Annotated in this window: 14 protein-coding genes and 1 riboswitch; of the genes, 13 read left to right on the plus strand and 1 reads right to left on the minus strand. The window is 54.3% G+C overall.

Going from position 1 to position 13,725, the window contains the following annotated elements; translation table 11 throughout:
* Positions 1–249 precede the first annotated feature (249 nt).
* Positions 250–507 (minus strand): BrnA antitoxin family protein, encoded by a 258-nt coding sequence (locus BQ4888_RS08715; RefSeq protein ID WP_092056486.1) that lies wholly within the window; start codon positions 505–507, stop codon positions 250–252.
* A 75-nt stretch (positions 508–582) separates the two neighbouring features.
* Positions 583–720: riboswitch (cobalamin riboswitch) on the plus strand.
* Positions 721–824: 104 nt separating this feature from the next.
* Here BQ4888_RS08715 and BQ4888_RS08720 point away from each other — a divergent pair.
* From BQ4888_RS08720 to BQ4888_RS17770, 13 genes are read left to right on the plus strand one after another with little or no spacing between them, the layout of a single operon-like run.
* On the plus strand, positions 825–1,418 hold the full coding sequence (locus BQ4888_RS08720) for a histidine phosphatase family protein (RefSeq protein WP_092056487.1): 594 nt from the start codon (positions 825–827) through the stop codon (positions 1,416–1,418).
* Positions 1,411–1,974 (plus strand): bifunctional adenosylcobinamide kinase/adenosylcobinamide-phosphate guanylyltransferase, encoded by a 564-nt coding sequence (gene cobU, locus BQ4888_RS08725; RefSeq protein ID WP_092056489.1) that lies wholly within the window; start codon positions 1,411–1,413, stop codon positions 1,972–1,974. Before BQ4888_RS08720 ends, cobU begins: the two co-directional genes overlap by 8 nt.
* The gene (gene cobT / locus BQ4888_RS08730) at positions 1,974–3,050 is read left to right on the plus strand and encodes a nicotinate-nucleotide--dimethylbenzimidazole phosphoribosyltransferase (RefSeq protein WP_092056491.1); all 1,077 of its coding nucleotides are present in this window, start codon (positions 1,974–1,976) and stop codon (positions 3,048–3,050) included. Before cobU ends, cobT begins: the two co-directional genes overlap by 1 nt.
* Before the next feature lie 50 nt (positions 3,051–3,100).
* Positions 3,101–4,408, plus strand: coding sequence for a phosphomethylpyrimidine synthase ThiC (gene thiC / locus BQ4888_RS08735; protein ID WP_092056503.1), 1,308 nt, complete (start codon positions 3,101–3,103; stop codon positions 4,406–4,408).
* 12 nt (positions 4,409–4,420) lie between these two features.
* A complete protein-coding gene (gene cobS, locus BQ4888_RS08740; RefSeq protein ID WP_092056492.1) occupies positions 4,421–5,176 on the plus strand; it encodes an adenosylcobinamide-GDP ribazoletransferase in 756 nt (251 codons plus the stop codon).
* On the plus strand, positions 5,173–7,767 hold the full coding sequence (locus BQ4888_RS08745; RefSeq protein ID WP_092056494.1) for a cobyric acid synthase: 2,595 nt from the start codon (positions 5,173–5,175) through the stop codon (positions 7,765–7,767). The genes cobS and BQ4888_RS08745 overlap by 4 nt, the downstream gene beginning before the upstream one ends.
* Positions 7,767–8,723, plus strand: a complete 957-nt coding sequence (gene cbiB, locus BQ4888_RS08750) for an adenosylcobinamide-phosphate synthase CbiB (protein ID WP_092056496.1) — start codon at positions 7,767–7,769, stop codon at positions 8,721–8,723. Before BQ4888_RS08745 ends, cbiB begins: the two co-directional genes overlap by 1 nt.
* A gap of 2 nt (positions 8,724–8,725) precedes the next feature.
* On the plus strand, positions 8,726–9,250 hold the full coding sequence (locus tag BQ4888_RS08755) for a cob(I)yrinic acid a,c-diamide adenosyltransferase (protein WP_092056497.1): 525 nt from the start codon (positions 8,726–8,728) through the stop codon (positions 9,248–9,250).
* Positions 9,247–10,662 (plus strand): cobyrinic acid a,c-diamide synthase CobB, encoded by a 1,416-nt coding sequence (locus BQ4888_RS08760; protein ID WP_092056499.1) that lies wholly within the window; start codon positions 9,247–9,249, stop codon positions 10,660–10,662. The genes BQ4888_RS08755 and BQ4888_RS08760 overlap by 4 nt, the downstream gene beginning before the upstream one ends.
* Complete coding sequence (locus BQ4888_RS08765; protein WP_092056500.1) at positions 10,649–11,338, plus strand: precorrin-8X methylmutase; 690 nt, start codon at positions 10,649–10,651, stop codon at positions 11,336–11,338. The genes BQ4888_RS08760 and BQ4888_RS08765 overlap by 14 nt, the downstream gene beginning before the upstream one ends.
* Entirely contained in the window at positions 11,335–12,183 is an 849-nt protein-coding gene (locus BQ4888_RS08770; RefSeq protein WP_092056502.1) for a sirohydrochlorin cobaltochelatase, read from the plus strand. The genes BQ4888_RS08765 and BQ4888_RS08770 overlap by 4 nt, the downstream gene beginning before the upstream one ends.
* A 1-nt stretch (position 12,184) precedes the next feature.
* Complete coding sequence (locus tag BQ4888_RS08775) at positions 12,185–13,396, plus strand: nucleoside recognition protein (protein WP_176374248.1); 1,212 nt, start codon at positions 12,185–12,187, stop codon at positions 13,394–13,396.
* Between the two features lie 40 nt (positions 13,397–13,436).
* Positions 13,437–13,616, plus strand: a complete 180-nt coding sequence (locus BQ4888_RS17770; RefSeq protein WP_276609596.1) for an SAM-dependent methyltransferase — start codon at positions 13,437–13,439, stop codon at positions 13,614–13,616.
* Positions 13,617–13,725 lie beyond the last annotated feature (109 nt).

A 13,725-nucleotide genomic window follows, 5' to 3' on the forward strand; every position in this document is an offset into this window, starting at 1 on the left:
GCGCTGTTACGCTTGCCGGTGATCTGGATGGGTTCGTGCGATTCGGCTACGTCATCGAGGAGTTTGTAGAGAAGTTTTCTCGCTTCGGTCGCTGTGATCGTGGGCATGGCTGCCTCCTTTGCGTACGTAAAATCGTACGTTAGTCGCGGGGCATTGTCAACCAGCAAACAGCAACGCCGCCCAGGGGCTTAAAGCCCTGAAGCGGCGTTTTGGCGATCCTTGGACGACTGGGTTGGGACCAGGGGTCATTCACGCGGCTCGTCCCATTTCCTCCCGGATGACCTTTCGCAGCAACTCTTCGAGGGTGTCGGTGTCCTTGGCAAGATACCCCTTGAGGGCGTCATTGATCATGGTCTGATACCCTTTTCCGGCGAATTCGGCCCGCGCGCGGAACTCTTCAATCACGCTGTCGTCCAGATAAATGGTGATTCTGGTTTTCACGGATTGCGGGACCACAGCGCCGCGTTTTGCTTTTGACAACCTTTCTTTGGCCCTTGCTTGCGCGATGCGGTGAAATCAGTCTCTCCGCTCGGGGGCATACAAACTGTTTTTTCAAGGTGGTAAATAATAGCTTGTCATGGGCGTTAATCTTTATGCTATAGTCCAAAAACATCATAATCGAAAAAGTGGAAGACGGTGTGAATCCGTCACGGTGCCGCCACTGTGATCATCGTTCCTTTGGACGATGAAAGTCAGATACGCTATCGATTAGTCGGTTCATAGTACCTTCGCGCATTGAGGTGCTAGATCATTTGTGAGTGGATAAAAAACGGTATCCCCGCAGCCCCCAAAAGGTTGCGGGGATTTTTGTTTTTGGGGGGACAATGCCAAGGAAGCTGACCCTGATTAGACATGCTGGACTTCAAAACGCTCTGGACGGCTGTTACGTGGGACGTCTTGATGTGTCTCTCAGCGAGTCGGGCAAACAACATGCTGAACACCTGACTGATCGCTTACCGCTGGCCGAAATCGACGCCCTTTGGTGCAGTCCGGCCCGCAGGGCAAGAGAGACGGCAAAGCCTTTGAGTGAAAGACTGAAACTTGACAGCCTGATTGTGGATGATCTGAACGAAGTCAACTTCGGCCGTTGGGAAGGGCTGACCTTCGAACAGATTAGGGCCACTGATCCTAATCTAGTCAATGATTGGGCTGAACTCAAAGAGGGGTTTTGCTTCCCCGAAGGTGAGTCGCACAGTGACTTCCAAAGGCGAATCAACACGCTTGCGCAAGCTATAGCAATGTGTCACCACAACCATCTTGCGCTGGTAACGCACGGAGGTGTGATTTGCCATTTGCTATGTGAACTTATGGGCTGGCCAGCAAAAGATTATCTTAAAATCAACATACAACGTGGTGGTTTTGCGACTCTCGATCTCTACGCTGAGGGTGCGGTGCTGACGGGGCTTTACAATGACTGAATCGGCGAACAGCCGGCTGATCTATATCAGTGGTGGCAGCCGTAGCGGTAAAAGCCGTTACGCTGAGTTGCGTGCAGTCCAACTGCCTGGACCTCGCACTTATATCGCAACATGCCCAGCAATCGATGATGAGATGGATGAGCGCATTGCCCGTCATCGTCGCCAAAGGGAGAAATACGACTGGTTGACCCTGGAAGAGCCCCTGGAATTGGCTCGGGTGCTTGGTGAATGCCGGGACAGTTCGGTGGTACTGGTCGACTGCCTGACTCTTTGGATTAATAATCTTCTCTATCGGGCGCAGCAGAGCAACAAGAAGATCACCGAAAAAGATATCGCGACTTTGTGCACCGAGGTTGCTGTGGCGGCCAGCCAAGGTGAGCGCACCGTCATATTTGTGACAAATGAGTTGGGAATGGGGCTTGTTCCCGCTGATCCTGTATCCCGGCTCTATCGCGACCTTGTAGGACGTTGTAATCAAACGATTGTGGCTCTTGCCGATGAGGCGGTGTTCATTGTATCTGGCTGCCCGATATTTCTCAAAGGAGATGTAAAGTAATGACCTTGCACGAGAGCTCTCTTCTGACCCGTACCCTTGCGGCCATTGCTCCAGCCAACCATGGAGCACGTGCGAAGGCCAAGGAACGTCTTGACCAACTGGCTATCCCACATTGGGCCTTGGGCCGATTGATGGATTTGGCCCTCGACCTCGCAGCAATTACCGGTAGCCTGCACCCTACCGTCAATCGAAAGTCGATTGTTGTCATGGCGGGGGACCACGGCATCGTAGCCGCTGGTGTCAGCAAATTCCCACAAGCAGTGACACTGGAAATGGTCCGTAATTTTGTCATTGAAGCGGCCAGCATCAACGCTCTGGCGCGTCAGGTTGGCGCCAAGGTGACGGTAGTCGATACCGGAGTTGCCGGTGATCTAAGCGAATTGGCCGCTTGCGGCAAGATTGTCGATAAGAAGATCGCACCGGGTACGGCAAACTTTGCCGAAGGACCGGCTATGACACGCGAGCAGGCAGTGCGAGCGATTGAGGCCGGGATTGAGGTCGCTCAATCTCTGGGGGATCAAACGGATATATTCGGTACCGGCGATATGGGGATTGGCAACACCAGCCCGTCAAGTGCCATTATCGCGGTGATCTGCAAGTATTCGGTTGCTGACGTTACTGGGCGTGGCACGGGTCTTGACGACGACGCACTGGCCAACAAGATCGTTATTTTAGAAAAGGCATTGAAGCTTAATCAGCCGAATCCGCAAGACGGTCTCGATGTCCTGGCCAAGGTTGGAGGTTTTGAGATCGGCGCCATAGCCGGTCTGATCCTTGGCGCGGCGGCGCAAAAGAAGCCAGTGGTGATAGACGGTATCATTTCTTCGGCCGGAGCGTTGCTCGCCCACAGCCTGGCCTCTCAATGTAAAGATTACATGATCGCTGGTCATCGCAGTGCAGAGCAGGGTCATAAGATTGCCCTTGATTTTCTCGACAAGAAGCCGTTGCTTGACCTTGACCTGCGCCTTGGCGAGGGGACCGGTGGGGCCGTGGCCATGAACCTCGTCGAAGCCGCAGTGGCCATTCTGACCGAGGTCGCCACCTTCGAAGAAGCTGCGGTTAGCCAGTCGAGTTAAAATTATTACTTTTTGAATTATTCCAGTGTCTTGAAAAAGGAGAATTGATGTTGTTTACGCAAGTTGAACATGCTGTCAACGGAACCGTTACTCCGCAAATGGAAGCTGTTGCCCAAAATGAAGGGCATGCCCCGGAGTATGTACGGGAGATGGTCAAAGAAGGGAAAATTGTCATCCCTAACAATATCAATAGCAAGCCGAATCCGGTCGGTATCGGCAAGGGCTTGCGTACCAAGGTCAATGCATCCATTGGCACATCATCGGATATCATTGATTATGAAGCCGAAGTCCGAAAAGCCAAAGTTGCCCAAGAAGCTGGAGCAGATACCTTGATGGAACTTTCCGTCGGTGGCGATCTTGATCGTGTCCGACGTGAGGTGTTGGCTGCGGTCGATCTGCCCGTCGGAAACGTACCTCTTTATCAGGCGTTTTGCGATGCCGCCCGCAAATATGGCAGCCCTGACAGGCTTGACCCGGAAGAACTCTTCGACCTGATTGAAAAGCAGTGCGCAGACGGCTTGGCGTTCATGGCCGTTCACTGTGGTATTAACCGCTACACCATCGAACGCCTTCGTAAGCAGAACTACCGCTACGGCGGACTGGTTTCCAAGGGTGGGACAACCATGGTTTCCTGGATGGAGAAGAACAATCGAGAGAATCCCCTCTATGAGCATTTTGACCGGGTGATTTCAATACTCAAGAAATACGATGTCTGCCTGTCTTTGGGTAACGGTTTGCGGGCCGGGGCAATTCATGACAGTCACGACCGTGCCCAGATGCAAGAACTGATCATTAATTGCGAATTGGCCCAGATCGGCCGTGAAATGGGCTGTCAAATGCTGGTGGAAGGCCCTGGACATATGCCTCTCGATGAGATCGAGGCCAATATTCTGATTCAGAAACGCATGAGCAATGAAGCGCCCTACTACATGCTTGGGCCGATCTCCAGTGATATTGTCCCCGGCTTCGATCATATCAGCTCGGCCATAGGTTCGGCGCAGTCGGCTCGCTATGGGGCTGACCTGATTTGCTACATCACTCCGGCAGAGCATTTAGCTCTGCCAAACGAAGAGGATGTTCGTGTCGGCGTTCAGGCTGCTCGTGTTGCGACCTATATCGGCGACATGAACAAGTTCCCAGAGCGGGGACGTGAGCGCGATAAGCAGATGAGCAAGGCACGACGTGACATGGAATGGGATAAACAGTTTGAGTTGGCCCTGATCCCTGAGGAGGCTAGGAAAATCCGTGCTTCGCGCGTCCCGGAAGACGAAAAAACCTGCACTATGTGTGGTGAGTTCTGTGCCGCGAATGGTTCTGCCAAGCTGTTTACGGAGGAACTGGCAGGAGACAAACTCTAGCCTGGATTATTTATGCAGCCTTTTTTTGCCGCTATAAGTTTTCTGACAATCGTGCGAATTCCACCTGCTTGGTGCGGTGACGAACAAGCCTTGGGCCGCAGTTTATCCTGGTTCCCGGTCGTCGGCCTGCTGATCGGCTGCGTGGCGGCGGTTTTTGATGGCCTGCTTCGAACGTTGTTTCCCGGCTTGCTGGTGCCGAGTGCGTTGACCATTATTCTCCTGCTCTCTATCTCGGGCGGTTTTCATCTCGATGGCTTGGCCGACAGCGCTGACGCCTTCATGAGCTCACGCTCCAAAGAACGGATGCTGGAGATCATGAAGGACAGTCGTTGTGGTCCGATGGGGGTCCTTGTCATAGTCGCGCTGCTGTTACTGAAGTTCGCGGCGCTGGCGTCATTAAGTGGTGACTGGCGTACGCCGACGATTGTTCTTATGCCGCTGGCCGGGCGGAGCGCCCTGGTCCTGAAAACCGTCAGCCTCGACTATGTACGTGGCAGCGGATTGGTTTCGTTGTTTCAGCACGGCAACCGCGAGCGACACTGCGGAATTACTCTTTTGCTTCTCGGTGGTGGCTCCTTTTTGGCTTTTGGTCTTAAAGGGTTTTGGGTGCTGTTCGCCTGTTTGCTGGTTGTCTGGCTCTTCGCGCGTTACTGTCGGGCCAAGATCGGTGGCCTGACCGGGGACACGCTCGGTGCTGCGTGTGAGTTGTTGGAAGTGGTCCCCCCTCTGGTGGTGCTGATGCTAATGGGAACCGGGGGTGAGATATGAATTCGATTAACCTGACGCAACGACATAGACATGGCGGCAATCTGCATCAATTCAGTGCGGAGGTGGGCATTCCTGTTGATCAATTACTTGACTTTTCAGCCAATCTCAATCCATTAGGCCCGCCAAAATGGCTGAGGGCGGAGATAAGCGCTCATATCGGCGAACTCGTCCATTATCCCGACCCCAATTGCGAAAATTTAACTAAAGCTCTGGCGGAGGAGAATGGTTGCTCTCCCGATAACCTGCTGGTCGGTAACGGCGCCACTGAACTGCTCTATCTGCTGCCTAGGGCGCTGAAGGTTGAGCGGGCATTGATCCCCATGCCTTCCTATGCCGATTACGAAGACGCAACACGTCTGGCCGGCATCGAAGTTGAACAACTGCTTCTCGACGTCGCGAATGACTTTGCCATTGATTTTGACCGATTGTCTGAGCGACTTCAGCCTGACCAATTGGTGCTGCTCGGCCAGCCGAATAATCCGACCGGTCGACTTTGCGATATAGAACGTTTGCGTGAGTTGGCCAATGCCTCTCCACGGACATATTTTGTGATCGACGAATCTTTCATCGCTTTCGTTGATGAAGGGAATAGCCTGCGCCATGAGCGTCCCGCCAATGTGATTGTCGTCGAATCGATGACCAAAGCTTACGCGATTCCCGGGTTGCGTCTTGGCTATCTGATAGCCGACGCCGCCATCGTCACTCAATTGCGTCGTTTGATGCCGGACTGGACGGTCAACTCTCTGGCACAAAGCATCGGCTGCCGCGCTCTTGCCGACCATGAATATCGCCGCTTGAGTCGTGAGTACGTTGTTCAACAGCGCCTGGCGTTGTCCGGAGCCTTGGCTGAATTGCCCGGTTTGTATATTTTCCCCGGTGATGCCAATTTTCTCCTGTTGCGCTTGGATGATGCGCGTATGAGCGCCGGCGAACTGGCTCGACGCATGCTGAAAAAAGGTGTTGCCGTTCGTGTTTGTGACAATTTTAAAGGGCTGGATCAAAACTACTTCCGCGTTGCCGTGCGGGGCGCCGAAGAACAGGACCGGTTGTGCGGTGTCCTGAAAGATATTCTGGTGCCTAGCCGAACCGGAAGTCCCCGTCGGAAAACTCCTGCGATCATGTTCCAAGGCACCGGTTCCAATGCCGGCAAGAGTGTGCTGACCGCCGCCATGTGCCGCATCCTGCATCAGGACGGATACGACGTCGCTCCCTTCAAGGCACAGAACATGTCGTTGAATTCCTTCGTCACCAGGCAGGGTGGTGAGATGGGGCGGGCCCAGGTAGTGCAAGCCCAGGCTTGTCGACTGGAGCCGGATGTGTGCATGAACCCGATCCTGCTGAAACCGAACAGTGACACCGGTTCCCAGGTCATCCTCAAGGGTAAGGTCTGCGGCAGCATGCACTTTAGTGAGTACACAGATCGGCGTCAGACTATGTTCGAAGTGGTGAAGGAGAGTTACGATTCTCTTGCCGCCAAACACCAGGTAATTGTTTTGGAAGGCGCCGGCAGCCCGGCTGAAATCAATCTCAAAGACCGGGATATCGTCAACATGAACATGGCCCGCTACGCCGATGCGCCGGTTCTTCTTGTCGGGGATATCGATCGAGGCGGTGTTTTTGCCTCTTTTGTCGGCACAATGGAGCTGCTCTGCGAGTCGGAGCGACGGCAGGTGGCCGGATTTGTCATCAATCGTTTTCGCGGCGATCAAAGTTTTTTGACCTCGGCGCTGGAATATACTCTGCGCCACACAGGCAAACCGGTTTTAGGCATAGTCCCTTATCTTGCTCAGCTGGGTTTGCCTGAAGAGGACTCCGTTTCTTTCAAATCCGGGGGTTTTAGGCAGGAAATGACAGCGGTTGATCGCGTTGATGTCGCCGTGATCGACCTGCCGCATATCTCCAACTTCACTGATTTTGATGCACTCTCCATCGAGCCGGATGTTCATCTGCGAATAGTGCGTAGCGCGGATGAGTTGGGCAAACCCGACGCCTTGATTCTTCCCGGAAGCAAAAACGTGCTCAGTGATCTCGACTATCTTCGTCATGGCGGCTTTGCTGAACGAATCGCCTCTCTTGCAAGTAATGACTGTTGTGAAATCGTCGGCATTTGCGGCGGCTTCCAACTGTTAGGTCGGCGGATCAGTGACCCCCACGCCGTGGAGTCAGATGGGATTTCGCGGCCAGGCCTCGGGCTCTTGCCGATCGAAACGGTACTCGCCCCCCAGAAAATCACAGTACAGACCCGTGCCCGCCACATTCCTTCGAGGCGGGAGTTGGTCGGTTACGAAATCCACCACGGTCGCACCAACGCCCTTGATGATTCACTTGAGATCATTGTCCGCAACAGTGAGGACGAGATGCTTGGTGGCAGTGTTCACCAGGGCAGAGTCTGGGGGACCTACTTGCATGGTGTTTTTGATGGCGATGAATTCCGCCGTTTTTTTGTCGATGGCTTGCGTCGTAGACGAGGTTGGAGTGCCGAGGGCAGAATCCTGGTCCGCTATGACCTGGAACCGGCGTTGGATCGCTTGGCTGATGTGGTGCGCAAGGCTCTTGACATAAAGGCTATCTACCGGAGGATCGGATTGTAATGCCGCTTGAGTTCCAGATAATCCTGGCCATGGCCATGGATGCCGTTATTGGTGATCCGCGGTGGCTGCCGCATCCAGTACGGGGAATCGGTCGAGCGGCGACGGCGCTGGAAAAACCGGTGCGTAGGCTCATCGCCTCAGAAACCCTGGCCGGTCTGGTGGCGACGCTGATTGTAATCGCATCGACGGCGCTGATCTGTTGGTTCCTGATCATGGTAATGACCGAGGTTTCTCCGTGGCTGGGAGAAGCAATGTCCATTGTGATTCTCTATTTCGGTTTCGCTGCACGCGACCTAAGCCGCCACGCTCTCCATGTCAAGTATGCTCTGGAGACTGATGACCTGGATCTGGCACGCCGACAGGTGGCGATGCTGGTAGGGCGTGATACCGAAGAACTTGACCATGCTGAAGTCTCCCGCGCCGCGGTTGAAAGCGTAGCCGAAAACACAGTTGATGCGGTTACCGCCCCTCTGCTCTTTGCCTTGATCGGTGGACCCGTGGGCACTATGGTTTATAAGGCGATCAATACCCTGGATTCGATGTTCGGTTACAAAAATGACCGATATGTCCATTTCGGTTATTTTGCCGCCAAGATCGACGACTTGGCAAACTACATTCCAGCGCGAATCACAGCGCTTTTGACGCCGGTTGCGGCGACTCTTTTAGGTTTCGATGCGCGAGGTTCCTGGCTTATTTTCCGCCGCGATCGCCATAATCACCCCAGTCCGAATGGAGGCCAGATAGAAGCGGCCATGGCTGGAGCTCTGAATGTCAGACTCGGAGGAGAGAACAGCTATTTCGGCCAACCGTCGTTTCGTCCATATATGGGCGATAACAACAGACCGCTCTGTGCGGAACGCATTGGAGAAACAGTCAGGCTGATGTGGGCGATTTCTTTGCTGATGGCGAGCTTCGGTTTGATCCTGCGCGGTGGTCTCGGCGCTTTGGCTCAATGATCATGAGTGAAAAACGCAAGAATATCCTGATTTTTACCGGTGACGGCAAGGGCAAATCGACCGCTGCCTTTGGTATGGCTGTGCGAGCCTTTGGCCATGGCCAGCGGGTGCTGATCATCCAGTTCCTCAAGCAGGATCAGAGCGTCGGTGAGCTGGCAGGTTTAAAAAAACTTGGAATTGAGGTGAAGCAGGTGGGGCGCGGTTTTGTCCCCCGACCGGACCATTCGGTCTACGAGGAACATCGGCAGGCTGCCCGGGAAGGTTTTGCCCTTGCCTGTGAAGCACTGAACTCTGGGGAACACGATCTGATTATTCTCGATGAAATCTGCGGCGCGGTCGCCAAGGGTTTATTGAAAGAGGACGAAGTGGTGAACGCCCTTGAAGCCGCGCCATTACTGAATATCGTGCTCACCGGACGTGGAGCAACGGAACGTTTGATGGCGTCCGCCGATACCGTCAGTGAAATTCACCCAATCAAACATGCTTTATCCAAGGGTGTAGCCGCACGGAAGGGGGTTGAGTTTTGAACGAGATTCCTCGTTTGCTCATGGCCGGTACGCAAAGCGGTGTCGGCAAATCTTCACTGACCCTGGCTCTGGTAGTCGCTTTCCGGCGTAGAGGTCTGCGAGTGCAGACTTTCAAGGTTGGTCCCGATTATCTCGACCCCGGTCATCTGGCGCAGGTGTCCGGGCGTCCCTGTTACAACCTGGACGGGTGGATGGCCGGTGAAGATTATTGCCGTCGCCTGTTTGAGGATGCCTGCGCTAAAGCCGACATCGCCATCGTCGAAGGGGTGATGGGGCTCTTTGATGGCAGTAGCGCCGAATCTCTCTCCGGGAGTACCGCGGAGATGGCGAGCTGGCTAAAGTTGCCGGTGTTTTTGGTTGTCAACGTCCACGGAATGGCGCGCTCAATTGCCGCTCTGGTCAAGGGATTCTCCGAATTCGACGAGCGAGTCAGTATCGCAGGGGTGATCGCCAACATGTGTGGGTCCGAGAGTCACGCTCGTTGGTTGCAGCAGGCGCTGGTGGCCGCGGGGGCGCCGCCGTTGCTCGGCAGGGTAATGCGAGACGCTTTTCCTGAGCTGCCGAGTCGTCACCTGGGACTGGTTTCAGCTCAGGAGACGGATTGGAGTGACGCTTTGATCGACCGACTCTGTGAGCTGGCGGAAAACGCAATCGATCTGGATAAGCTCTTGCAACAGTCTGCGCCGGCGTCGCCCATAAAAGCCGGCGAAGAAAAGACCTCGTTCAGCACCGCCAGGCGAGGATTAAAGCTTGCCGTCGCTCGTGATGCAGCCTTTCAATTCTATTACGCAGATCTGTTCGATGCTCTTCGTGGGCGCGGGGTGGAGGTGCAGTTCTTTTCACCTCTTGATGATGATTCCATACCGCTTCTTTGCGATGGACTTTATCTCGGCGGCGGTTATCCAGAGCTGTATGCGCACAAACTCGCTGCCAACGAGGCGATGCGCCAATCCGTCAAGGAGTTCTGCGGCAGTGGCAAACCGGTTTACGCGGAATGCGGCGGGTTGATCTACCTTTGCCGGGAAGTAGCAGTCGATAATGAGATATGTCCCATGGTTGGAGTCTTGCCGAGTCGGACCCGCATGCTGAAAAAGCGCAAAACCCTCGGCTATGTTGAGGCGACGTTACAGATGTCTACGCTCTTCGGAGCGGTCGGAACCAGACTGCGTGGTCACGAGTTTCACTACTCGGAGTTGTGCGACGACCCCATCGGTAACGACGGCTGGCAGGCTGCCTATCATTTGAGGAAAAACCGCGGTGCCCAGGTCAGAGATGAAGGCTATCAAAAAGGCCATATCCTGGCCAGTTATGCTCATCTGCACCTGGCATCTCAACCCCAGGCCTTGGATTCCTGGATTGAAAACATGTATGCCGCGCGGGAAACCACAAGGAGTAACAATGAAACGAGCTGATGGAAAACCGTTGATCCACGATCTCTATGAACATCCCCTCAGCGGACCGGAGATAGAGGCACGTTCGTTTGCTGCCATCGACACCGAAATGGGTAATTATTCCTTGTCGCAGCCGCAGTGGGAAGTGGCGCGGCGCTTGATTCATACCACTGCCGATTTCACCATGGCCGAGTTGCTCTCTTTCAGTGTTGATGCTTTTGATGCTTCTCGTGAGGCACTTTTGGCGGGTGCCAAGATTTACGCTGACAGCAATATGATTCGTTCCGGAATCTCCGTTGCCCGTCTACGACAGATCAACCCAGACTACAGCCATGAGGATATCTTCTGTCATGTTGCAGATGAGGATGTTGCAGCGCAGGCGAAAGAGGTTGGTTTGCCTCGCTCGCTCTTCGCAGTCAGAAAAGCCAAGGAGATGCTTCACGGCAGCATCGTGCTGCTTGGCAACGCTCCGGTCGCGCTGTTGGAAATCAACCGTTTGGCCATGGAGGAAGGGATTCGTCCCGCCCTGGTCATCGGCATGCCCGTCGGTTTTATCCATGTGTTGGAGAGTAAGGAGGAATTACTGAGGACCGGCCTGCCTTACGTTGTTCTCAATGGACGGCGCGGGGGCAGCCCGCTGGCGGTAGCCTGCCTTCATGCCATGTGTACGGTAGCCAGCGGACAGGTTGGCGTATGAACAGAATCTTTGCTTTGATATTGATGCAGGTGGTTTTTATGCCCATTGCAATACAGGCAGATGCGAACGAGCTAAAAAGCAAACCGGCAATCGTTCTGGTTGCTTTTGGTACTTCGGTCGAGCAGGCGCGTAAGGTGTTTGATCATATCGACAGTCGGGTGCGCCGGCGTTACCCGGAGCACAATCTGCGATGGGCTTTTACCTCGCAGTTTATCATCGACAAGCTGAAACGACGCGGGGTAGTAACCTACAATGTCGATGAGGTGATCGCGCAACTGCGTGCCGAAGGGTTTGATCGCGTCGTCTTCCAGAGTCTGCATATTGCTCCGGGGCAGGAGTACAGTAAGGTTCAGGCGGCGGATATCTCTGGTCTGCGGGTGGCCTTCGGTGATGCACTTATGACCAGTGATGAGGACATTGAGCGCACCATTGATGCCTTGCGACCCCATATCGATGCGCTGGAGCCCGCCGTTATTGCCGCTCATGGTAACGATAAGTACCCCCGCTTCAATGAACGGATAGAAGCGTTCGCTGCGCGGATTGAAGCCGATTATCCGCGTTTGGTCGTGGCCAGTGTCGAAGGAAGTCCTGGCCTTGGCCCTTTGCAGAAGATTAAGGAGATGAAACCCGATCGAGTTAATTTCGTTCCCTTGATGATCGTTGCCGGCGATCACATTCTCAACGATGTGCTCGGCGACGAAGATGGGAGCTGGAAGAATATCATCGCCGCGCCGCAAGTCGGGGTGAGTGAGTCGCTCGGTTGGAACGATGCCGTTCTGGATATTTACTTCGATCACCTTGAGGCGGCTTTGCAGCAGGTGATGCAAGAAGAGCCTGTCCGCTGATATGCGATTGTTTATCTGGATAATCCTGTTCGGTTTGTTGCTGGAGGGTGGTGAGTGCTTCTCCATGGAGAAGCGTGCGGCTGTGGATGACATGGGGCAAGCTGAAACCTCAATACGTGCCCCCGGACAGCCTGACAACGCTGCGTCGATGAGCGTTAAAAGAGTGCGTCCCGAGGGTCAGACCGGCAAAATCCTGGCCTCCGAACGGCACAAGAACGGTGACCCCGATAGTTATGAAAGCTGGAAGAGAAAATTACCCTTCTGGCCTCGCAAAGGCTTGATCCTGTTCGAGCTAATGCTCGTGATTGCCCTCGGCGTCCTGGTTGGACAGATATTGGAGGTGTCCGGCTGCGTCAAGATGCTCTCATGGGTGACTTTGCCGATCACCCGCTTGGGCAAATTGTCCCGGCATACCGGTCCGGCCTTTCTGATGGCATTTCAATCCGGCGCTGTGGCCAATAGCATGCTGGTTTCCCACCGCGACTGCGGTCAGATCAGTAACCGCGAATTGTACACCTCGGTTTATGTGGTCTCGGCTTTGTCGCTCTTCGCCCATTTGCCCACCTTCGTGGTCCCCATCGGCATTGCTTTCGGCTGGGAGGCGACCGCGGCTCTCTTTGGGGTGCGATTTTCCGCTATAGCCGTGCAGGTCTTTTTGACCCTGCTGGTCAGTCGCCAGATCTTCGGTCGGTTAGGCATTGGCGAAGAACTGCGGGGCCGGGATGTGATTGCCGAGGTGCGTGAATACCGCCAGCGCAAGGACGGATTTTGGCGCACTGTCTGGAAGCGTTCAAAGCTCACGTTGAGACGGCTACTCTTTTATTTACTGCCGACCTTTGCCTTGATGACGTCTTTGGAATATTACGGAGGTTTTGAATGGCTTGCCAAGACCATGCCCCAGCTCTTTACTTTTGATTTTCTACCGCCGCAATCGTTGTTCATTATCCCGGCTCAGGCACTGAGTTTGTACAACGGCGCGATTGCCGCGGCCAATTTTATCGATTCCGGGTCGATAACCACTCAGCAGGCGGTGATTATCATCCTATTCGGCTCAATGGTTACTGCACCGGTGCGGACTCTCAAGCATGGGCTACCGACCTATGTAGCAGTGCTCGGCCCGCGAGCTGGAACTTTTATGGCAGTCAGTGCCCAGGTACTGCGCATGCTGTTCCTGTTAATTTGCACCATCGCCCTGATGGTTTGCTGGTTTTAAGCCAGGTGAGGAGACTATGAAGAGTTTGCAAATATCGACAATGCAGCCTCAGCCTGGGCATTTTTATGCCGTCGGCATAGGCCCGGGTTCGCCGGACATGCTGACGGTGCGAGCAGCGCGTTTGGTGGAAGGATGCGACACCATAATTACACCGCAAGCAAAGGGTTCGTCCAAGAGTCTGGCTCTGGAAGCCGTACATCCTCCCCCTGTGTCAGGATAGATGTCGCCTCTCTTTGAGAGCCTTTGAGTGAAACCCGAGGGGCCGAAAGTGAAATTGTATGACTCACTATTCTGAAGAGTTAAAGACGAGCCTCATCGCCCGGATGCTG

This window comes from Desulfuromonas acetexigens (genome assembly GCF_900111775.1).
Classification (GTDB): Bacteria; Desulfobacterota; Desulfuromonadia; order Desulfuromonadales; family Trichloromonadaceae; genus Trichloromonas; species Trichloromonas acetexigens.